Raw genomic sequence first — 20,909 nt, 5'->3', positions numbered from 1 at the left:
GAAGATCTACACCCGTGCTGGCGCGTTCTACAGCGACAAGGCCGGTTATGTGGTGAACTCTTCGGGTGCCAACCTGCAGGGCTATGCAGTCGGTGAGGACGGCAAACTCATCCAGGGCGTGCTGACCAACCTGCAGATCGATACTTCCAACCTGACGCCCAAGCCAACCAGCCTGATCACCGAGAAGATCAACCTCAACTCGGCCGCGACCAGTCCTTCGGTAACGCCGTTCGACCCGACCAACGCCAGTTCCTACAACTTCACGTTCAATACCCCGGTGTACGACAGCCAGGGCAACGAACACCAGATGAACCAGTATTTCATCAAGGACGACGCAACCAACACCTGGTCGATGCACACCACCATCGATGGTCGCAATCCGGAAAACCCGGCTTCCACCACGCCGCTGGTCAACAATGTGCCCTTCAAGTCCGATGGCACCCTGGACAAGGATGCAATGACTGCGGGTGCGGTCACCGGTGGCCTGGCCATTGGCGAAGACAAGATCTTCCAGCTGCAGAACTGGATCCCTGCGCAGAAAAATGCGGCCGGCGAGTGGTCGGCCAATGGCGCCATCGCCAACGCCGGCGGTGTCAAGCTGGACATGCTGGGTGCCACCCAATACAACGCCTCGTCGGCAGAAATCGCCAAAACCCAGGATGGCTTCGCCACCGGTGAGCTTTCGGGGTTGAGCATTGACCAGAACGGCTACCTGTTTGCCAGCTTCACCAACGGCAAGGACAAGGTGATTGGCCAGGTGGCGATTGCCAACTTCGCCAACCTGCAGGGCCTGACCCCGATTGGCGGGACCAACTGGAAAGAGTCCTACTCCTCGGGTGTGCCGGTGATCGGCGCCCCGGACACCGGTACCCTGGGCCAGATCTCGGGTGGTGCGCTGGAAGATTCCAACGTCGACCTGACTGGCGAGCTGGTCAACCTGATCAAGGCGCAGAGCAACTACCAGGCCAACGCCAAGACCATTTCCACCGAAAGCACCATCATGCAGACCATCATCCAGATGACCTGATGATGGCTGGGGCTGCTGCGCAGCCCATCGCGGCACAAGGCCGCTCCTACAGGAGATCGCGATTCCGTTGTAGGAGCGGCCTTGTGTCGCGATGCGCCGCAAAGCGGCCCCAAATTCTAAAAGGCTGACACTCATGACAAGGCTGCTGCTGATAACCCTGCTGGCCATGGCCCTGCCGCTCTCCGCCGCCCCCGCCCCGTTCTACCAATGGCAAAGCCTGGTCACCGGCCGCTACCTGTGCTCGGCCCACAACCCGGGCAAGGGCTGGGTGCGCCATGCCGGCCCCTATAACAATGCCGCCTGTCGCAGCCATTGAGCACGCCCTTGCCGCAGGCGGCAAACATCCGCCGACAAACTGACGTTTCTTGCCCCTCGTCCCGCTGAAACCCCCGTAAACCGGTCGTTTCAGACTTGGTTCGATTATTGCTTCGAACCTGCCAAGTGACAGCGCGGCAGCGACGCGCAGAGGAGATACTGTGGACAAGTTGCTTTATGTGGCCATGACCGGTGCCAGCCAGAACGCGCTGGCGCAGAAGGCTCACGCCAACAACCTGGCGAACGTTTCCACCAACGGTTTTCAGCGTGACCTGGAGCAGGCCCGTTCGATGCCGGTGTTCGGTGACAGCTTTCCGGCGCGCGCCTACGCCCTGACCGAGCGCCCGGCCACCGACTTCAGCGAAGGCCCGCTGGTTGAAACCGGCCGCGAACTGGACGTGGCGGTGACCGGCCAAGGGTTCATCGCTGTGCAGGCACCCGACGGCAGCGAAGCCTATGTGCGCACCGGCAGCCTGAACATCGACGCTCTCGGCGTGCTGCGTGCCGGCAACGGCATGCCGGTGATCGGCAACGGCGGCCCCATCGCCATCCCGCCAGAGCAGAAGGTGGAAGTGGGCGCCGACGGCACCCTCAGCATCCGCTCCATGGGTGAAGACCCGCGGGTGATCGCCGAAGTCGACCGCATCAAGCTGGTCAACCCGGACACCAAGGGCCTGCAAAAGGGCCTGGACGGCCTGATCCACACCGCCTCCGGCCAGCCGGCCGATGCCGACGTCAATGTGCGGGTGGTGTCGGGCTTCCTGGAAGGCAGCAACGTCAACGCTGTCGAGGAAATGACCTCGGTACTGGCGCTGTCCCGCCAGTTCGAACTGCACGTCAAGATGATGAACACGGCCAAGGAAGGCGACGAAGCCATGGCTCGGGTTTTGCAAATCGGCTAATCACTTTTGAACGGGTGCCGTAAAACAGGCGCACGAGGAGAATTACATGCTTCCGGCTCTTTGGGTCGCTAAAACCGGCCTGTCCGCCCAGGACACCAACCTGACGGTCATTTCCAACAACCTGGCCAACGTCTCGACTACCGGCTTCAAGCGTGACCGTGCCGAGTTTGCCGACTTGCTGTACCAGATCAAGCGTCAACCGGGTGCCCAGTCCACCCAGGACAGTGAGCTGCCATCGGGCCTGCAGGTCGGTACCGGTGTGCGCATCATCGGTACCCAGAAGAGCTTTGTCGCCGGCAGCCTGCAGACCACCGAAAACCCGCTGGACATGGCAGTCAACGGCCGTGGTTTCTTCCAGGTCCTGCAGCCGGATGGCACGGTTTCCTACACCCGTGACGGTACCTTCCACCTGAACTCCGACGGCCAGATCGTTACCGCCAACGGCTACGCCCTGGAGCCTGCCGTGGTCGTGCCCAACGACGCGCAAACCTTCACAGTAGGCACTGACGGCACCGTGTCGATCACCACCGCCGGCAACCCGGCCGCCCAGGTGATCGGCAACATCCAGACCGCCGACTTCATCAACCCGGCCGGCCTGCAGGCGATTGGCGACAACCTGTTCCTCGAGACTGCCGCCAGCGGCGCGCCGCAAGTGGGCACGCCGGGCCTGAACGGTTTCGGCACCACCCAGCAGCAGACCCTGGAAAACTCCAACGTCAGCACCGTGGAAGAACTGGTGAACATGATCACCACCCAGCGCGCCTACGAGATGAACTCCAAGGTCATCTCCACCGCCGACCAGATGCTGTCGTTCGTTACCCAGCAGCTGTAAGCCGCTTCGTACTTTCGTTACACCCGTGCCCGTGAGGTAAGCGTCATGAATCGTCTGTTGTCCGTTTTCGCCCTGGGGGGGGCGGTGTTGCTGGCAGGTTGCGTCGGCCCGACGCCCAAGCCCAACGACCCGTACTACGCGCCGGTGTTGCCGCGCACCCCATTGCCGGCAGCGGCCAACAACGGTTCGATCTACCAGGCCGGGTTCGAGCAGAACCTGTACAGCGACCGCAAGGCGTTCCGGGTGGGTGACATCATCACTATCACCCTCAACGAGAAAACTTCGGCCAGCAAGAACGCCGGTTCGCAGATCGCCAAGACCAGCAAGACCGACATCGGCCTGACCTCGCTGTTCGGCAGTACCCCGAACACCAACAACCCGTTCGGCGGCGGTGACCTGTCGCTGGAGGCCGGCTACAGCGGTGACCGCGCCACCAAGGGCGACAGCAAGGCCACCCAGGGCAATACCCTGACCGGTTCGATCACCGTGACCGTGGCCGAAGTGCTGCCCAACGGCATCATTGCCGTGCGCGGCGAGAAGTGGCTGACCCTGAACACCGGCGAAGAGCTGGTGCGCATTGCCGGCATGGTCCGTGCCGACGACATCGCCACCGACAACACTGTGCCGTCCACCCGGGTGGCCGACGCGCGCATCACCTATTCCGGCACCGGCTCGTTCGCCGATGCCAGCCAGCCGGGGTGGCTGGACCGCTTCTTCATCAGCCCGCTTTGGCCTTTCTGAGTGCAGATGACCATGTTCAACCTGAGGCAGCTGTTTGCCGCAACCCTGCTGTTGTCCTGTGCCTTCGCGGCCCAGGCCGAGCGCCTGAAGGACATCGCCAGTATCTCTGGCGTGCGTTCCAACCAGTTGATCGGCTACGGCCTGGTGGTGGGCCTGAATGGCACGGGTGACCAGACCACCCAGACGCCGTTTACCCTGCAAACCTTCAACAACATGTTGTCGCAGTTCGGCATCAAGGTGCCGGCCGGTTCCGGCAACGTGCAGCTGAAAAACGTCGCTGCCGTGTCGGTGCATGCCGACCTGCCGGCGTTCGCCAAGCCAGGGCAGGTGGTGGACATTACCGTGTCGTCGATCGGCAACTCCAAGAGCCTGCGCGGCGGCAGCTTGCTGATGACCCCGCTGAAGGGTATCGACGGCAATGTCTACGCCATCGCCCAGGGCAACCTGGTGGTGGGCGGCTTCGACGCCGAAGGCCGTGACGGCTCGAAGATCACCGTCAACGTTCCGTCGGCCGGGCGCATTCCCGGTGGTGCCAGTGTCGAACGTTCGGTACCGAGTGGCTTCAACCAGGGCAACACCCTGACCCTGAACCTCAACCGCCCCGACTTCACTACTGCCAAACGCATTGTTGACAAGGTCAACGACCTGCTTGGGCCGGGCGTGGCCCAGGCCGTGGACGGTGGCTCGGTACGGGTCAGTGCGCCGATGGACCCAAGCCAGCGGGTGGACTACCTGTCGATTCTGGAAAACCTCGAAGTCGACCCTGGCCAGGCGGTGGCCAAGGTCATCATCAACTCGCGTACCGGCACCATCGTCATTGGCCAGAACGTCAAGGTGTCGCCGGCAGCGGTGACTCACGGCAGCCTGACCGTGACCATTACCGAAGACCCGATCGTGAGCCAGCCGGGGGCGTTTTCCAACGGCCAGACTGCCGTGGTGCCACGTTCGCGGGTAAATGCCGAGCAGGAAGCCAAGCCGATGTTCAAGTTCGGCCCGGGCACCACGCTGGATGAAATCGTCCGTGCGGTGAACCAGGTGGGGGCAGCGCCCGGCGACCTGATGGCCATCCTCGAAGCCCTGAAACAGGCCGGCGCCTTGCAGGCCGACCTGATCGTGATCTGAGGACGGCGCCCATGAACAGCAAAAGCCTGGTTTCCGGCAGCGCCGACAGCGGCGCCTATACCGACCTGAACCGCCTGAACGCGCTCAAACACGGCGACCGCGACAGCGAAGCCAACGTGCGCAAGGTGGCCCAGGAATTCGAGTCGCTGTTCATCAGCGAAATGCTCAAGGCCTCGCGCAAGGCCAGCGACGTGCTGGCCGCCGACAACCCGATGAACACCGAAACGGTCAAGCAGTACCGCGACATGTACGACCAGCAGCTGGCTGTGAGCATGTCCCGCGAAGGCGGCGGTATCGGCCTGCAGGACGTGCTGGTGCGGCAGCTGACCAAGGGCCGCAGCGCCTCGGTCAACACCAGCCCGTTCCCGCGTGTCGATAATGCTGGCCCGGCGCTGTGGGGCAACAAGGTGGCAGAGCCGGTACACGCCGCCGATACCACCACACGCAATGACGTCGCCGCGCTCAACTCGCGGCGCCTGGCCTTGCCCAGCAAGCTCACCGATCGCCTGCTGGCCGGTATCGTGCCAGCTGCGGCCACGGCCAACACCGCCGCCGTGCCGGCTCGCGATGGCCAGCAAGTGGCCAAGGCCTTTGCCGTGCCGGACAACGGCCTGCGTATTGTCGGCCGCGCCGTGGCCCAGCCACCGCTGGCGCCGAAAAAGGCCTTTGCCGACAGTGACGAATTCGTCGCCACGATGCTGCCGATGGCCGAGCAGGCCGCCAAGCGCATCGGTATCGACCCGCGCTACCTGGTGGCCCAGGCCGCGCTGGAAACCGGCTGGGGCAAGTCGGTGATGCGCAACAGCGATGGCAGCAGCAGCCACAACCTGTTCGGCATCAAGGCCAGCGGCAACTGGCAGGGCGAGCAGGCGCGCGCAATCACCAGCGAGTTCCGCGATGGCCAGTTCGTCAAGGAAACCGCAGCGTTCCGCAGCTACGACTCGTACCAGGACAGCTTCCACGACCTGGTCAGCCTGTTGCAGAACAATTCTCGCTATCAAGGTGCGCTGGATTCGGCCGATAACCCAGAGCAGTTTGCAAGAGAGCTGCAGAAGGCAGGTTATGCGACCGACCCGGGCTATGCGCGCAAGATCATCAGCATCGCCCAGCAAATGCAGACAACCCCGCAATACGCCATGGCTGGCAGAACCACGAATCTATAAAAGGACTAAATCATGTCGAGCCTGATTTCGATTGGCCTGAGTGGCCTGAATGCCAGCCAGGCGGCATTGTCGGTAACCAGTAACAACATCGCCAACGCCGCGACCAGTGGCTACTCGCGCCAGCAGACACTGCAGGCGGCCGGCCCGTCGCATAATATTGGTGCGGGTTTCCTGGGCACCGGGACCACACTGGCGGACGTGCGCCGCATCTACAGCTCGTACCTGGACAACCAGTTGCAGACGGCCACCTCGCTGCAGGCAGACTCGGTTACCTTCCAGGACCAGATCACCAGCGTCGACAAGTTGCTGGCCGACCGTGACACTGGCATCAGCTCGGTCCTCACTGCATTTTTCTCGGCGCTGCAGACCGCGGCGGCCAAGCCGGGTGACGTTGCCTCGCGCCAGCTGCTGCTGACCCAGGCGCAAACCCTGAGCAACCGTTTCAATGCGGTAAGCACCCAGTTGACCCAGCAGAACGCCACGATCAACTCCCAGCTCGATACCATGGCCGGGCAGGTGAACAAGCTCACCGCCAACATTGCCGAGTACAACAAGCAGATCACCGCGGCCAGCGCCTCCGGCAACACCCCCAACAGCCTGCTGGACGCACGCAGCGAAGCCGTGCGCCAGCTCAATGAGCTGGTGGGCGTGACCGTGCAGGAGCGTGAGGGCAACTACGACGTGTACCTGGGCAGTGGCCAGTCGCTGGTCACCGGGACCAAGGCCAACACCCTGTCTGTGGAGCCGGGTGTGGCCGACAAGAGCCAGGCCGGCCTGCGCATCAACTATGACTCGTTCAGCTCGGACGTGACCTCAGTAGTGTCGGGTGGCTCGATTGGTGGCTTGCTGCGCTATCGCCAGGACGTGCTGACGCCGTCGATGAACGAGCTGGGTCGGGTTGCCCTGGTCGTTGCCGACAGCATCAACAGCCAGCTGGGGCAGGGCCTGGATGCCAATGGCCAGTTCGGCAGCTCGCTGTTTTCCAGCATCAACAGCGCCACGGCCATTGCCCAGCGCAGCCTGGCCTCGTCGAACAACAGTGCCGGCTCCGGCAACCTGGACGTGACCATCGCCAACAGCGGCGCGCTGACCACCTACGACTACGAGGTGAAGTTCACCAGCGCCAACCAGTACAGCGTGCGCCGCTCCGACGGCACCGACATGGGCAGCTTCGACCTCAGTGCCGACCCGGCGCCGGTGATCGACGGCTTCAGCCTGTCGCTGAAAGGTGGCGGCCTGGCGGCAGGCGACAGCTTCAAGGTCATCCCCACCCGTGCCGCAGCGGGCAGCATCACCACCACCCTGACCGATGCCAACAAGCTGGCCTTCGCCGGGCCGGTCAGTGCTGCAGTGGGCAGTGGCAACAGCGGCACCGGCACCATCACCCAGCCGACGCTGGGCGAGTCGCTGGATATCTACGGCGGTGCCGACACCGCGCTGATCCAGCAGTCGATTCGCGACTCGATGCCGGTGCGTGTGGTGTTCGACGCGGCCAGTGGTGGCAGCCAGGGTTACAAGCTGTTCGATGCCAAAGGCACCCAGATCGGCACTGGCAGCGTGGTGCCTGGCCAGGACAACAAACTGTCCGTGGCCGTGCCCATGATCGATGCCGCCGGCGAGCCGATTCTGGATGGCAGCGGCAAGCCGCGCACGTTCTCGGTCGAAACCACCATTGGCGGCAGCCCCGCGGCCAACGACAGCTTCACCCTGTCGTTCAACGCCGACGGCAAGGCCGACAACCGCAACGCCACGGCGCTGCTGGACCTGCAGACCAAGTCGACGGTAAACACCGGCTCCGGTGGCGGTACCAGCTTCACTTCCGCCTATGCCTCGCTGGTCGAGCGCGTGGGCGCCAAGGCCAGCCAGGCGGCCATCGACAACACGGCGACCGAGGCAGTGCTCAAGTCTGCCAGCGAAAGCCGCAACGCGGTGTCCGGGGTGAACCTGGACGACGAAGCCGCCAGCCTGGTGAAGTTCCAGCACTACTACACGGCGTCGTCGCAGATCATCAAGGCGGCGCAAGAAACCTTCAGCACCCTGATCAACGCCCTGTAAGGAGTAGCTAACGTGCGTATTTCCACTGCTCAGTTCTATGAGGCCAGCGCCAGCAGCTACTCCAAGAACTTCTCCAGCATGAACAAGACCAACGACCAGGTCACCTCGGGCATTCGCATCCAGACTGCGGCCGATGACCCGGTCGGTGCCGCGCGCCTGCTGCTGCTGCAACAGCAGCAGTCGCTGCTGGACCAGTACAGCGGCAACATCAACACCGTCAGCAATGCCCTGCTGCAGGAAGAGAGCGTGCTCTCCACCATCAACGATGCCATGCAGCGTGCCAGCGAGCTGGCGATCCGCGCTGGTGGCGCCGGGGTGACCGACTCTGACCGTGTGGCGATCAGTACCGAGCTGAAAGAGATCGAAGCGAATATCTTCGGCCTGCTGAATTCGCGCGACGCCAACGGCGACTACATGTTCGGTGGCTCGAAGAGCGAGTCGCCGCCCTATGTGCGCAATTCCGATGGCACTTACAGCTACCACGGTGACCAGACCCAGCTGAGCCTGCAGGTGTCCGACACCCTGAACCTGGCCACCAACGACACCGGCTTCAGCGTCTTCGACTCGGCCAGCAACAAGAGCCGCACCCAGTCGACCCTGCTGGCGCCGGCCAGCGACGATGGCGTGGTCGGCGTGTCGCCAGGGCTGATGACCTCGAGCAGCAGCTACAACAACAGCTTCACCGCCGGCCAGCCGTACAAGCTGACGTTTACCAGCGCAACCCAGTACACCATCACCGACGCCAGCGGCAAGGACATCACCTCGGAAACCGCGACCAACGGGACCTTCGACAGCAAGACCGAAGGCGCCAACAAGATTGGCCTGCGTGGCGTGGAGTTCGAAATCACCGTAACCCTGGAGGAGGGCGCCGATGCCGACGCCGCCGTGGCGGGCCGTGAGTTTTCCCTGGAGGCGCGTGCCGACTCGTTCAACACCACCCGCAACGCCAGCAACACCTCTGGCGCTCAGGTCACCGGCAGCACCGTCACCGACGAAGCCGCCTACCGCAGCACCTTCCCCAGCAATGGTGCGGTGATCAAGTTCACCGGGCCGGGCGCCTACGAGTTCTACGCCCAGCCGCTGACTGCAGACAGCAAGCCGGTGGCCAAGGGTACCTTCACTGCGCCGTCGCTGACCGTGGCGGGTGTGACCTACCAGGTGTCCGGTTCGCCGGAGGCGGGGGACCAGTTTGCGGTCACTGCCAATACCCACCAGAACCAGAACGTGCTGGAAACCCTCAGCCAGCTGCGCGCAGCTTTGGACACGCCGGTGACCGGCACAGGCCAGGCCAATGCGTTGAAGGATTCGGTGGCCTCGGCAATCGCCAACCTGGCCAGCGCCCGTGAGCAGATCGACATCACCCGGGGTTCGATCGGCGCCCGTGGCAACTCGCTGGAGATCCAGCGCCAGGAGAACACCAGCCTGGGCCTGGCCAACAAGACCACCCAGAACGCCATCGGCAACACCGACATGTCGCAGGCCGCCATCACCCTGACTTTGCAGCAGGCCATGCTTGAGGCCTCGCAGCTGGCCTTCTCGCGCATCTCGCAGCTGAGCCTGTTCAACAAGCTCTGATCTGCCGTGCCGAACACCGGGGCTGCAAAGCAGCCCCGGTTTTTTCATGCCCGCAAAAACCTGGCCCCTGCACCCTCGGCACGGCTTTCGTAGCATTTCAATGTGACCAATGAGTCAAAACGTTCATCTTCCCTGTATTCTATGCAGCAGCTGTTGCAGCATTTTGTTACCGGTGCGCAGGCGAGCACTGCCTTCAGCCCCCAGCGGTGACGCTCCGGTATTTGGCGCCCTCAATTCATCGAGTGGTGGTCTTTGGCTGTTTTCATTGGGAAGCCAGAATGATTGGCATCAAAAGCATCGCGAGTTACGTGCCCACCGCTGGCCTGGACAACTACGTCCAGGGTGCGAAGTTCGGCAAGGACGAAGAGTTCATGTTCGGCAAGATCGGCGCGTCGTTCCTGCCGCGCAAGGCCGAAGAGCAGGAAACCTCCGACCTGTGCGTAGAAGCCGCCCAGGCACTGTTCGCCAGCAACCCTGACCTCGACCCGCAGTCGATCGATGCGTTGATCGTGGTCACCCAGAACGGCGACGAAGAAGGCCTGCCGCACACCGCCGCCATCGTCCAGAGCAAGCTCGGCCTGTCTACCCGCGTGGCGGCGTTCGACGTGTCGCTGGGCTGCTCCGGCTACGTATACGGCCTGTACGCGATCAAAGGGTTCATGGAAGCTGCCGGGCTGAAGAATGGCCTGCTGATCACCGCCGACCCGTATTCGAAGATCGTCGACCCGGAAGACCGCAACACCACCATGCTGTTCGGCGACGCCGCTACCGCCACCTGGATGGGTGAAGGTGCGGTGTGGAACCTGGGTGAGGCGCGTTTCGGCACCGACGGTTCCGGTGCCGAGCACCTGAAGGTGACCGATGGCAAGTTCTTCATGAACGGCCGCCAGGTGTTCAACTTCGCCCTGGTCAAGGTGCCGGCGCACCTGCACGAGCTGCTGGATGCCAGCGGCCTGAAGTCGTCGGATATCGACGCCTTCTGCATTCACCAGGGCAGTGCGGCGATTGTCGATGCCGTGGCTCGACGCTTCGAAGAGCAGCACCCGGAGAAGTTTGTGAAAGACATGCTGGAAACCGGCAATACCGTGTCCTCCAGCGTGCCGCTGCTGCTGCAGAAGCACATGCTTGACGGCAGCTGGAAGCGCGTGGCCATCAGCGGCTTTGGCGTGGGCCTGTCGTGGGGCTCGGCCATCCTGTACCGCGACTGACCCCTCAGCCAGTCCAGAAAAGCGCCCGGCGGCCACCGCCCGGCGCTTTTTTCATGCCCGAAATAAAATTACGGCCCTGGCTCAGTCTCTGTGGGAGCGGGTTCACCCGCGAACACCGGCTAGGCCGGTGCCATCCACCGCGTTGCCTTCTTCGCGGGTGAACCCGCTCCCACAGAGAAGGGGGCCTTCAGTTTCGGCTTGAATGGTTTTTGACGCCAATAAACTGCCCTTAACCCCTTGATTTCTCAGGGCTGGCCTCGCGCCAGCATTTTTTTTCGAAAAAGCCCTCAAGCAACCCGCGCACCCGACGATAACTATTACGAAGGTTCTCTAGGCCAATCCGGCGGTTGCCAAGGCCGGAAGCCGCAGTACCCATCCAACGAGGATTTCGTCATGGCTTTAACTGTAAACACCAACATTGCGTCGATCACCACCCAGGGCAACCTGACCAAGGCCAGCAACGCTCAAACCACTTCGATGCAGCGTCTGTCCTCGGGTCTGCGTATCAACAGCGCCAAAGACGACGCTGCCGGCCTGCAAATCGCCAACCGTCTGACCAGCCAGATCAACGGCCTGGGTCAGGCAGTGAAGAACGCCAACGACGGTATCTCGATCGCCCAGACCGCCGAAGGCGCGATGCAGGCTTCGACCGACATCCTGCAGAAAATGCGTACCCTGGCCCTGTCCTCGGCTACTGGCTCCCTGAGCGCCGACGACCGTAAGTCGAACAACGACGAATACCAGGCTCTGACCGCTGAGCTGAACCGTATTTCCGACACCACCACCTTCGGTGGCCAGAAGCTGCTGGACGGTTCGTACGGCACCAAGGCCATTCAGGTTGGTGCAAACGCCAACGAAACCATCAACCTGACGCTGGACAACGTTTCGGCCAAGAGCATTGGTTCGCAGCAAATCAAGAGCGTGGGCATCACGCCTAACGACACTGGCGTCGCCGGCGGTGATATCACTGTTACCGGTAACGGTCAGAGCAGTGATGTAAACATCAAGGCAGGTGCTTCGGCCAAGGAAATCGCCAAGACCCTGAATGGCGCAGTTGGCGGCTTGACCGCTACCGCAAGCACTGAAGTCGAATTCACCATCGATGAAGCTGCAATCGCTGCTGCTTCCCCTGCCTCTGCCAACTTCAAGCTGGAGGTCGGTGGCCAGACTGTTGACTTCGTTGGTGTCACCGACACCGCCGGTCTTGCCGACCAGCTGAAGTCCAACGCTGCCAAGCTGGGTATCAGCGTCAACTACGACGAAACCAAGGGCACTCTGTCGGTCAAGTCCGACACCGGTGAAAACCTGAAATTCACCGCAGCCGATCCAGGTGCCGTTGCCGGTATCGAGGTTGCTTCCAAAGACGCTTCCGGTAAGCTCGGCACTGCAGCTGCACTGGATGCGGCTACCCTGATTGTCACGGGTGCAGTCAACCTGGACTCCGCTAAAGGCTACTCGCTGACCGGCCCTGGTGTTGAAGACCTGTTCGCAGGTACTGGTGTTACCGCAGCTACTTCGGCCAAGACCTCGATCGCCGAAACCGATGTGACCGACGCTACCAACGCTCAGAACGCTCTGGCCGTTATCGACAAGGCCATCGGCTCGATCGACAGCGTCCGTTCGGGCCTGGGTGCTACCCAGAACCGTCTGCAAACCACCGTCGACAACCTGCAGAACATCCAGAAGAACTCCACCGCTGCCCGCTCCACCGTGCAAGACGTGGACTTCGCTTCGGAAACTGCCGAGCTGACCAAGCAGCAGACCCTGCAACAGGCTTCGACCGCGATCCTGTCGCAGGCTAACCAGCTGCCATCTTCGGTCCTGAAACTGCTTCAGTAATTCAGGCGCCTGAGTAAAGGGTGAAAGGGCGCGTTTACGTGCCCTTTCACCTTTTTTGACATGAGGAGTTCGAAACATGGACATGAGTGTCAAGCTGAGCCAGGTGTATCCGACAGTGCTACCCCAAGCGCCAGTCGCTGATCGCGATCAGCCATTGCCTGCCAAGGTGCAGGAGGCCGCAGCCCCCGATAACAAGCCGCATTCGCGCGAAGACCTGGAAAAAGCGGTTGGCGAAATTCGTGATTTCGTTCAGTCGAGCCAGCGTCAGCTGGACTTTTCCATTGATGATGCCTCCGGTCGGGTCGTGGTCAAGGTAATAGCCACCCAGTCCGGTGAGGTAATCCGGCAGCTTCCGTCGGAACTTGCGCTGAAGTTGGCGGAAAGCCTCAGTGAGGCCAGCAGCCTGCTGTTCGATGATCAGGCGTAGGCTGGCATGATTTTTGTTGCTGTCGGCCCTTTGATGGATTTATCCGCCAAGGATCCGGCAGCTACTGAACAAGGAGAGCAATGATGGCAGGTACAACAGTCAGCGGTATTGGCTCGGGCATTGATACCCAGGCGATTGTCGAATCCCTGGTGGCCGCGCAGAAAGCGCCGAAGCAGGCGCAGATCAATACCCAAACGCTGAAGGCAACCACCACGTTGTCCTCTATCGGCAAGATCCAGGCGGCCCTGGATGCCTTCCGTGGTGCGTTGACCACGATGACAGACAGCAACAGCTTCGGCGGCCTGAGCCTGAAGTCCTCGGATGAGAAGGTTGCGACCGTCACCATGGGCACCGGGGCGGCCAACGGTTCGTTCAAGTTGATTGTCGACAAATTGGCGACCGCCTCCAAGGTTTCGACCAAGGTCTATGCCAACGGTGCGGGCTCGGTAGTCAATGGCGGTACCACGCCCACCACCCTGACGATGACCCAGGGCGGCAAGGCCTTCGACTTGAGCGTTCCCGCTGGTGCCACATTGCAGCAGGTGCGCGACAGCATCAACAGCCAGTTCGGTGTTGCAGGCCTCAGTGCCAACGTGCTGACGGATGCCAATGGGTCGCGCCTGATTGTCACCTCGACCAAGATGGGTGAGGGCTCGGACATTACCCTTTCGGGCAATTCGGGCATCGACACCGGTTATACCGTTGTCGACGAGCCTACCGACGCTGAATATACGCTCGACGGTATCGCCATGAAGTCCAAGACCAACGACATCAATGATGCCGTCAGTGGGCTCAATATCAAGTTGGTGGGCACTTCGCCGACAAGCGCTACGAGTGGTGAAAAGACAGCCACCATTCTCTCGCTGACTACCAGCACCACCACCTTGAAATCGGGCCTCAAGGGTTTCATCGATACCTACAACGCCTTGTTGACTGTGATGAACGCAGAAACCAAGGTTACCAAGAATCCCGATGGCACCATGACGGCTGCGGCGCTGACCGGCGATGCCACGATGCGCACGCTCATGACTTCCATTCGTGAAGAGCTCAATGCGGTGTCGGGCAACGGTACCTTGAAATCGCTTGCCGCCTTTGGCGTCACTTCTGCCCAGGATGGCGGTGCGTTAAGCCTGGACGACAAGAAGTGGGACAAGGCCGCCACCACCAACGCGGCGGACCTTACCAGTATCTTCAATGGCAAGGACGGCCTGTTGGCGCGTTTGCAAAAAGTCACCGAGCCATTTGCCAAGGCCGCTACCGGTACCCTTGCCGAGCGCTCCAAGGTCCTCAGCGAAAGCCTGACCAAGCTCAAGACCGAGCAGGACACCCTGGACGCCCGTATGGAAGCCCTGCAAAAAAGCCTGCAGGACAAGTACAACAACATGGACACCCTGGTCACTCAGCTGCGCCAGCAACAGAACTCGGTATTGAGCACGCTCAACGCACTGAACAAGTCGAACAGCGACGATTAAGCCGTGAACATCACGTGAAGTCCGGGCATGATGCCCGGCTTCATGTCATCGGCCGGTAAAGTTTTTCGCCAGCTGCCCGATACAGGGAATATCACCCCAACAAGCCTGCCCGCCACGAGGTCGCAAGATGAATCCCATGAGAGCCCTTCGTCAGTACCAGAAGGTCAATTCCCATGCCCAGATTTCCGAAGCCACGCCGCACCGCCTGGTGCAGATGCTGATGGAAGGCGGCCTCGATCGCATGGCCCAGGCCAAGGGTGCAATGGCGCGCGGTGATATCGCGGAAAAGGGCCTGATGCTGGGCAAGGCCATCGACATCATCATCGGCCTGCGCGACGGCCTGCAGCCGGAAAAAAGCGAAAACCCCGAGTACGTCGAAAAGCTCGACGCGCTGTATGTGTACATGACCAACCGCCTGATGCAGGCCAACGTCGAAAACGATGCCAGCATGATCGACGAAGTTGCCCAGCTACTGATCACCGTAAAAACCGGCTGGGACGGCATCGCCGACGCCCAACCTGCCAGCTGACGGCAAGGAGAATACCGTGACCGCACTGCAACGCCTCGATGACACCTGTGATGCCCTGGTCGGCGCCTTGAGCGAGCGAGACTGGGATGCCATTGCCCAGCTGGATGTGGCTTGCCGCACCTGCATCGACGAGGTGCTGGAAACCCACGCGATGGACCAGGCGTTGCTGCGCGAGAAGCTGGAAGGGGTGCTGGAGGTCTACCGCAACCTGATCGACGTGACAACCGGTGAGCGCCAGGCAATTGCGCAAGAGATGATGCAGATCAATCAGGCGAAAAATGCTTCGAAGGTTTACCATCTCTTCAGTTAAGATGCGCACAACTTAACAAAAGGCGCCATAAATTTGACTGTATGGCCCTTTTTGACTTTACTAGTGGCTGTTCTCGAATTTCAGACGTCCGAACACTGACCATTCAGTCGGAATGATGTCGAGCATGCCCCTGCAGGGCGCCGATATGACTAGGGAAGTTGCTATTGCATGTGGCGTGAAACCAAGATTCTGCTGATCGACGACGACAGCGCCCGCCGCCGCGACCTGGCGGTGGTGCTGAATTTCCTCGGCGAAGAAAACCTCGCTTGCTCAAGCCAGGATTGGCTGCAAGCGGTCGAGCCGCTGTCCTCGAGTCGCGAGATTTTGTGCGTGCTCGTTGGCACCGTGAATGCTCCGGGCAATCTCCTGGGGCTCGTTAAGACAGTGGCCGGGTGGGATGAGTTCCTTCCGGTTCTGCTTTTGGGTGAAATTTCTTCGGCCGAGCTGCCGGAAGAGCTTCGCCGTCGGGTCCTGTCCAATCTGGAAATGCCGCCCAGCTACAGCCAACTGCTGGATTCGCTGCACCGTGCCCAGGTCTATCGCGAGATGTACGACCAGGCGCGTGAGCGCGGCCGCCAGCGCGAGCCCAACCTGTTCCGCAGCCTGGTCGGCACCAGCCGTGCCATCCAGCATGTGCGGCAGATGATGCAGCAAGTGGCCGATACCGATGCCAGCGTGCTGATCCTGGGCGAATCCGGCACCGGCAAGGAAGTGGTGGCGCGCAACCTGCACTACCACTCCAAGCGCCGCGAAGCGCCGTTTGTGCCGGTGAACTGTGGCGCGATCCCGGCCGAGCTGCTGGAAAGCGAACTGTTCGGCCACGAGAAGGGCGCCTTTACCGGGGCGATCACCAGCCGTGCCGGGCGTTTCGAACTGGCCAACGGCGGTACCCTGTTCCTTGACGAAATCGGCGACATGCCGCTGCCGATGCAGGTCAAGCTGCTGCGTGTGCTGCAGGAGCGCACGTTCGAGCGCGTGGGCAGCAACAAGACCCAGAGCATCGACGTACGCATCATTGCCGCGACCCACAAAAACCTCGAGAACATGATCGAGGACGGCACCTTCCGCGAAGATCTGTATTACCGCCTTAACGTATTCCCGATCGAGATGGCCCCGCTGCGCGAGCGGGTCGAAGACATCCCGTTGCTGATGAACGAGCTGATCTCGCGCATGGAGCACGAGAAGCGCGGCTCCATCCGCTTCAACTCCGCCTCGATCATGTCGCTGTGCCGTCATGGCTGGCCGGGCAACGTGCGTGAGCTGGCCAACCTGGTCGAGCGCATGGCGATCATGCACCCGTACGGGGTGATCGGCGTGTCCGAGCTGCCGAAGAAATTCCGTTACGTCGATGATGAAGACGAGCAGATGGTCGACAGCCTGCGCAGTGACCTGGAAGAGCGTGTGGCGATCAATGGCCATGCGCCAAGCTTCAGCAACCACGCCATGCTGCCGCCTGAAGGCCTGGACCTGAAGGATTACCTTGGCAGCCTGGAACAGGGGTTGATCCAGCAGGCGCTGGACGATGCCAACGGTATTGTTGCGCGCGCGGCTGAGCGTTTGCGCATTCGCCGTACCACCTTGGTCGAGAAAATGCGCAAGTACGGCATGAGCCGCCAGGGTGGCGAGGAGCAGGCCGAGGATTGAAGTCCGGCGCACGCCTGTGCGGGCCCTTTCGCGGGTGAACCCGCTCCCACAGGTACCGCGCAGGCCTGTAGGAGCGGGTTCTCCCGCGAAGAGACCAGCACAGGCACTGCACAAGTCTCGAACCCCGCGCTGATCCTGTGGGAGCGGGTTCACCCGCGAAGAGGCCGGCACAGGCACTGCACAAGGCTCGAATCCAGCGCCGATCCTGTGGGGGCGGGTTCACCCGCGAAGAGGCCGGCACAGGCACTGCACAAGGCTCGAATCCAGCGCCGATCCTGTGGGGGCGGGTTCACCCGCGAAGAGGCCGGCACAGGCACTGGACAAGGCTCGAACCCAGCGCCGATCCTGTGGGAGCGGGTTCACCCGCGAAGAGGCCGGCACAGGCACTGGACAAGGCTCGAACCCAGCGCCGATCCTGTGGGAGCGGGTTCACCCGCGAAGAGGCCGGCACAGTCAACCCAAATCCCCAACCCCGGCACGGCTATTGCTACACCGCTGGCAACACACCGTTTTTATGACGGTCAGCCACGCGAGAGAGCACGATGCCCCAGGCCGCCCACCTATCCCGAGCCCCCGATCCGCAGGGGCAAACCCCGGTCGAGCCGGACAGCCGCCCGGGCATCGAGCATGCCTTCGCCCTGTTCAACCAGGTGTCCAGCCAGCTCAGCCAGTCCTACAGCCTGCTCGAAGCCCGGGTCAGTGAGCTCAAGGGGGAGCTGGCCGTGGTCAGCGCCCAGCGCATCGCCGAGCTCAACGAAAAGGAACGCCTGGCCAACCGGCTGCAAAATCTGCTGGACCTGCTGCCCGGTGGGGTGATCGTGATCGATGGCCAGGGCCTGGTGCGCGAAGCCAACCCGGCCGCCTGCGACTTGCTCGGCGAGCCGCTGATCGGCCAGCTGTGGCGCCAGGTGATCGCCCGCAGCTTCGCCCCGCGCAAGGACGACGGCCATGAAGTCTCGCTGCGCGACGGCCGCCGGCTGTCCATCGCCACCCGCTCGCTGGACGCCGAACCCGGCCAGCTGGTGCTGCTCAACGACCTGACTGAAACCCGGCGCCTGCAAGACCAGCTGGCCCGCCACGAGCGGCTGTCGTCACTGGGGCGCATGGTCGCCTCGCTGGCCCATCAGATCCGTACACCGCTGTCGGCAGCCATGCTGTACGCCAGTCACCTGGCCGATCCCGAGCAGGCCCTGAGCGCGGAAACCCGCCAACGCTTCGCCGGCACTCTGAAGGAGCGCCTGCACGAGCTGGAGCACCAGGTGCGTGACATGCTGGTGTTCGCCCGTGGCGAGCTGCCGCTGGGTGACCGAATTACCCCCAAACGCCTGTTCCAGGCCTTGCAGCAAGCCGCCCAGGCGCATGTGCAAGGGCACGCCGTGCGCTGGCAGTGTGACAGCCACCTTGGCGAGCTGCTGTGCAATCGCGACACCTTGGTCGGTGCCTTGCTCAACCTGATCGAGAATGCCTTGCAAGCCAGCGATGGCCCGGCGCGGCTGAAGGTGCACCTGTTCCGCCGCGAGCACACCTTGCATTTGTGCATCAGCGACGCGGGCTGTGGCATCGACGCCGATCTGCTCGGCCGCCTGGGTGAGCCGTTCCTCACCACCAAGGCCACCGGCACCGGTCTGGGCCTGGCGGTGGTCCAGGCAGTCGTGCGGGCGCACCAGGGCGCGCTGTGCCTGCGCTCGAAAGTGGGCCGCGGCACCTGTGTACGGGTCGAGCTGCCGTTGATCGACGGGCAACCGTCGGAGGGCGTGTAATGCCAATCAAGGTGCTGCTGGTCGAGGACGACCGCGTACTGCGCCAGGCGCTGGGCGACACCCTGGAAATCGGCGGTTTCGCCTACCAGGCGGTGGGCAGTGCCGAGGAAGCGCTGGAGGCGGTGCTGGAAGAAGCCTTCAGCCTGGTGGTCAGTGATGTGAACATGCCCGGCATGGACGGGCACCAGCTGCTGGCCCAGCTGCGCCGCCAGCAACCACAGTTGCCGGTGCTGCTGATGACCGCGCACGCCGCGGTCGAGCGTGCCGTCGAGGCCATGCGCCAAGGCGCCGCCGACTACCTGGTCAAACCGTTCGAGCCCAGGGCGCTGCTCAGCCTGGTCGAGCGACATGCTGCCGGGCGGGTGGCGAACGACGAAGGCCCGGTGGCCTGCGAGCCGGCCAGTCGCCAGTTGCTGGAGCTGGCCGCCCGGGTGGCGCGCAGTGACTCCACCGTGCTGATTTCCGGTGAGTCCGGGACCGGCAAGGAAGTGCTGGCGCGCTACATTCACCAGCAGTCGCCACGGGCAGCGCAGCCCTTTGTGGCGATCAACTGCGCGGCCATCCCCGACAACATGCTCGAGGCCACGCTGTTCGGCCACGAGAAGGGCGCCTTCACTGGTGCCATTGCCGCGCAGGCGGGCAAGTTCGAGCAGGCCGAAGGCGGCACCTTGCTGCTCGACGAGATTTCGGAAATGCCCATGGCCTTGCAGGCCAAGCTGCTGCGCGTGTTGCAGGAGCGCGAGGTGGAGCGGGTAGGCGGGCGTAAGCCGATCAGCCTCGATATTCGGGTGCTGGCCACCACCAACCGTGACCTGTTCGGTGAAGTGACAGCCGGGCGTTTCCGTGAGGATCTTTACTATCGCCTGTCAGTGTTCCCCCTGGCCTGGCAGCCGCTGCGCGAGCGCCCAGGCGACATTCTGCAGCTCGCCGAACGCCTGCTGGCGCGGCATGCGGCCAAGATGAAGCATGCTCCCGTGCGCCTGTCGCCGCAGGCCCGCGCGTGCCTGCAGGCGTATGCGTGGCCGGGCAACGTGCGGGAGCTGGACAACGCCCTGCAGCGGGCGCTGATCCTGCAGCAGGGTGGGGTGATCGAGGCGGCGGATTTCTGTCTGGCAGGCGCCATTCCATTGTCGGCCGGCACCGAGCCATCACTTGAGGTGGTTGCGCAAGCCAGCGGGCTGGGTGATGACATGCGTCGCCACGAGTACCAGATGATCATCGACACCCTGCGCGCCGAGCGCGGCCGCCGCAAAGAGGCGGCCGAACGCCTCGGCATCAGCCCGCGCACCCTGCGTTACAAGCTGGCTCAGATGCGTGATGCCGGGTTTGACGTCGAGGCCAGCCTGTTCGGCTGAAGATCGAAGGGGCTGCTGCGCAGCCCATCGCCGGCAAGCCAGCTCCCACAGAGACCGCATTGGCTTGAAGCCTGCACTTTACCTGTGGGAGCCCGGCTTGCCGGCGATGGGGCGCGAAGCGGCCCTGATAAACTGGCATTCAAGGCTGGCACCTTTGTTGCTTTACGTAGGCTATCCGCCGCATGAGTGTCAAAAAAATGCGGCCGCAGGAGAGAGAAGGTCATGAGCCAAGGTGTTGAATTCAATCGTCTGATGCTGGACATGCGGGCCATGCAGGCCGATGCCATGTCGCTGCCAAAAGTCACTGCCGCGCCCGAACTGGCGCCAGGGCAGAGCAGCTTTGCAGACATGCTGGGCCAGGCCATCGGCAAGGTGCATGAGACGCAGCAGGCCTCGACCCAGCTAGCCAATGCCTTCGAGATCGGCAAGAGCGGCGTCGACCTGACCGACGTGATGATCGCTTCGCAAAAGGCCAGCGTGTCGATGCAGGCCATGACCCAGGTGCGCAACAAGCTGGTCCAGGCGTACCAGGACATCATGCAGATGCCGGTTTGAGGACGGATGTAACCCATGGCTGAAGCAGTCGTCGACAACGCCCCTGCCAAAACCGGCTCGCCGGCGGCCAAGCCGCCG

19 protein-coding genes are annotated in these 20,909 nt (G+C 62.5%); all 19 read left to right on the top strand.

What is annotated here, in order from left to right:
- Positions 1–1,027: flagellar hook protein FlgE (locus tag HP546_RS10195; RefSeq protein ID WP_172223958.1), on the top strand; the 1,027-nt coding region annotated here is incomplete at its 5' end.
- A gap of 133 nt (positions 1,028–1,160) precedes the next feature.
- Positions 1,161–1,343, top strand: a complete 183-nt coding sequence (locus HP546_RS10190) for a hypothetical protein (protein ID WP_172223954.1) — start codon at positions 1,161–1,163, stop codon at positions 1,341–1,343.
- Between the two features lie 160 nt (positions 1,344–1,503).
- A complete protein-coding gene (locus tag HP546_RS10185; protein ID WP_172223950.1) occupies positions 1,504–2,244 on the top strand; it encodes a flagellar basal body rod protein FlgF in 741 nt (246 codons plus the stop codon).
- A gap of 46 nt (positions 2,245–2,290) precedes the next feature.
- Entirely contained in the window at positions 2,291–3,076 is a 786-nt protein-coding gene (gene flgG / locus HP546_RS10180) for a flagellar basal-body rod protein FlgG (RefSeq protein WP_172223945.1), read from the top strand.
- Positions 3,077–3,121: 45 nt separating this feature from the next.
- On the top strand, positions 3,122–3,817 hold the full coding sequence (gene flgH / locus HP546_RS10175; protein ID WP_172223942.1) for a flagellar basal body L-ring protein FlgH: 696 nt from the start codon (positions 3,122–3,124) through the stop codon (positions 3,815–3,817).
- A 12-nt stretch (positions 3,818–3,829) separates the two neighbouring features.
- On the top strand, positions 3,830–4,939 hold the full coding sequence (locus HP546_RS10170; RefSeq protein WP_172223938.1) for a flagellar basal body P-ring protein FlgI: 1,110 nt from the start codon (positions 3,830–3,832) through the stop codon (positions 4,937–4,939).
- An 11-nt stretch (positions 4,940–4,950) separates the two neighbouring features.
- Positions 4,951–6,102 carry a flagellar assembly peptidoglycan hydrolase FlgJ gene (gene flgJ, locus HP546_RS10165; protein ID WP_172223933.1) on the top strand — a complete coding sequence of 384 codons (1,152 nt, stop codon included), beginning with the start codon at positions 4,951–4,953 and terminating at the stop codon, positions 6,100–6,102.
- Positions 6,103–6,114: 12 nt separating this feature from the next.
- The gene (flgK, locus tag HP546_RS10160; protein ID WP_172223929.1) at positions 6,115–8,157 is read left to right on the top strand and encodes a flagellar hook-associated protein FlgK; all 2,043 of its coding nucleotides are present in this window, start codon (positions 6,115–6,117) and stop codon (positions 8,155–8,157) included.
- A gap of 12 nt (positions 8,158–8,169) precedes the next feature.
- Positions 8,170–9,732, top strand: a complete 1,563-nt coding sequence (locus HP546_RS10155) for a flagellar hook-associated protein 3 (protein WP_172223925.1) — start codon at positions 8,170–8,172, stop codon at positions 9,730–9,732.
- Positions 9,733–10,010: 278 nt separating this feature from the next.
- On the top strand, positions 10,011–10,940 hold the full coding sequence (locus HP546_RS10150) for a ketoacyl-ACP synthase III (RefSeq protein ID WP_172223920.1): 930 nt from the start codon (positions 10,011–10,013) through the stop codon (positions 10,938–10,940).
- Positions 10,941–11,333: 393 nt separating this feature from the next.
- On the top strand, positions 11,334–12,779 hold the full coding sequence (locus tag HP546_RS10145) for a flagellin (protein WP_172223917.1): 1,446 nt from the start codon (positions 11,334–11,336) through the stop codon (positions 12,777–12,779).
- Between the two features lie 76 nt (positions 12,780–12,855).
- Positions 12,856–13,206, top strand: coding sequence for a flagellar protein FlaG (locus HP546_RS10140; protein ID WP_172223913.1), 351 nt, complete (start codon positions 12,856–12,858; stop codon positions 13,204–13,206).
- Positions 13,207–13,289: 83 nt separating this feature from the next.
- Positions 13,290–14,678, top strand: coding sequence for a flagellar filament capping protein FliD (fliD, locus tag HP546_RS10135; RefSeq protein WP_172223908.1), 1,389 nt, complete (start codon positions 13,290–13,292; stop codon positions 14,676–14,678).
- Positions 14,679–14,805: 127 nt separating this feature from the next.
- Positions 14,806–15,207, top strand: coding sequence for a flagellar export chaperone FliS (fliS, locus tag HP546_RS10130; RefSeq protein WP_172223903.1), 402 nt, complete (start codon positions 14,806–14,808; stop codon positions 15,205–15,207).
- 16 nt (positions 15,208–15,223) lie between these two features.
- On the top strand, positions 15,224–15,517 hold the full coding sequence (locus HP546_RS10125) for a flagellar protein FliT (RefSeq protein WP_172223899.1): 294 nt from the start codon (positions 15,224–15,226) through the stop codon (positions 15,515–15,517).
- Between the two features lie 168 nt (positions 15,518–15,685).
- Entirely contained in the window at positions 15,686–17,161 is a 1,476-nt protein-coding gene (fleQ, locus tag HP546_RS10120; protein ID WP_172223897.1) for a transcriptional regulator FleQ, read from the top strand.
- A gap of 542 nt (positions 17,162–17,703) precedes the next feature.
- The gene (locus HP546_RS10115) at positions 17,704–18,921 is read left to right on the top strand and encodes a PAS domain-containing sensor histidine kinase (RefSeq protein WP_172223894.1); all 1,218 of its coding nucleotides are present in this window, start codon (positions 17,704–17,706) and stop codon (positions 18,919–18,921) included.
- Complete coding sequence (locus HP546_RS10110; RefSeq protein ID WP_172223889.1) at positions 18,921–20,276, top strand: sigma-54 dependent transcriptional regulator; 1,356 nt, start codon at positions 18,921–18,923, stop codon at positions 20,274–20,276. Before HP546_RS10115 ends, HP546_RS10110 begins: the two co-directional genes overlap by 1 nt.
- A gap of 222 nt (positions 20,277–20,498) precedes the next feature.
- Complete coding sequence (gene fliE / locus HP546_RS10105; RefSeq protein WP_172223884.1) at positions 20,499–20,831, top strand: flagellar hook-basal body complex protein FliE; 333 nt, start codon at positions 20,499–20,501, stop codon at positions 20,829–20,831.
- The last annotated feature ends 78 nt before the right edge of the window (positions 20,832–20,909 follow it).

This window comes from Pseudomonas sp. CM25 (genome assembly GCF_013179705.1).
GTDB lineage: Bacteria > Pseudomonadota > Gammaproteobacteria > Pseudomonadales > Pseudomonadaceae > Aquipseudomonas.
The sequence above is the reverse complement of the archived record's forward strand: the minus strand, read 5'-3'. Positions and strand labels throughout refer to the sequence as shown.

Excerpts from the sequence above, each read along its gene's own strand:
- HP546_RS10190 (WP_172223954.1), top strand. The coding sequence starts at position 1,161 with ATGACAAGGCTGCTGCTGATAACCCTGCTGGCCATGGCCCTGCCGCTC.
- flgG (WP_172223945.1), top strand. The coding sequence starts at position 2,291 with ATGCTTCCGGCTCTTTGGGTCGCTAAAACCGGCCTGTCCGCCCAGGAC.
- flgH (WP_172223942.1), top strand. The coding sequence starts at position 3,122 with ATGAATCGTCTGTTGTCCGTTTTCGCCCTGGGGGGGGCGGTGTTGCTG.
- HP546_RS10170 (WP_172223938.1), top strand. The coding sequence starts at position 3,830 with ATGTTCAACCTGAGGCAGCTGTTTGCCGCAACCCTGCTGTTGTCCTGT.
- flgJ (WP_172223933.1), top strand. The coding sequence starts at position 4,951 with ATGAACAGCAAAAGCCTGGTTTCCGGCAGCGCCGACAGCGGCGCCTAT.
- flgK (WP_172223929.1), top strand. The coding sequence starts at position 6,115 with ATGTCGAGCCTGATTTCGATTGGCCTGAGTGGCCTGAATGCCAGCCAG.
- HP546_RS10150 (WP_172223920.1), top strand. The coding sequence starts at position 10,011 with ATGATTGGCATCAAAAGCATCGCGAGTTACGTGCCCACCGCTGGCCTG.
- HP546_RS10145 (WP_172223917.1), top strand. The coding sequence starts at position 11,334 with ATGGCTTTAACTGTAAACACCAACATTGCGTCGATCACCACCCAGGGC.
- HP546_RS10140 (WP_172223913.1), top strand. The coding sequence starts at position 12,856 with ATGGACATGAGTGTCAAGCTGAGCCAGGTGTATCCGACAGTGCTACCC.
- fliD (WP_172223908.1), top strand. The coding sequence starts at position 13,290 with ATGGCAGGTACAACAGTCAGCGGTATTGGCTCGGGCATTGATACCCAG.
- fliS (WP_172223903.1), top strand. The coding sequence starts at position 14,806 with ATGAATCCCATGAGAGCCCTTCGTCAGTACCAGAAGGTCAATTCCCAT.
- fleQ (WP_172223897.1), top strand. The coding sequence starts at position 15,686 with ATGTGGCGTGAAACCAAGATTCTGCTGATCGACGACGACAGCGCCCGC.
- HP546_RS10115 (WP_172223894.1), top strand. The coding sequence starts at position 17,704 with ATGCCCCAGGCCGCCCACCTATCCCGAGCCCCCGATCCGCAGGGGCAA.
- HP546_RS10110 (WP_172223889.1), top strand. The coding sequence starts at position 18,921 with ATGCCAATCAAGGTGCTGCTGGTCGAGGACGACCGCGTACTGCGCCAG.
- fliE (WP_172223884.1), top strand. The coding sequence starts at position 20,499 with ATGAGCCAAGGTGTTGAATTCAATCGTCTGATGCTGGACATGCGGGCC.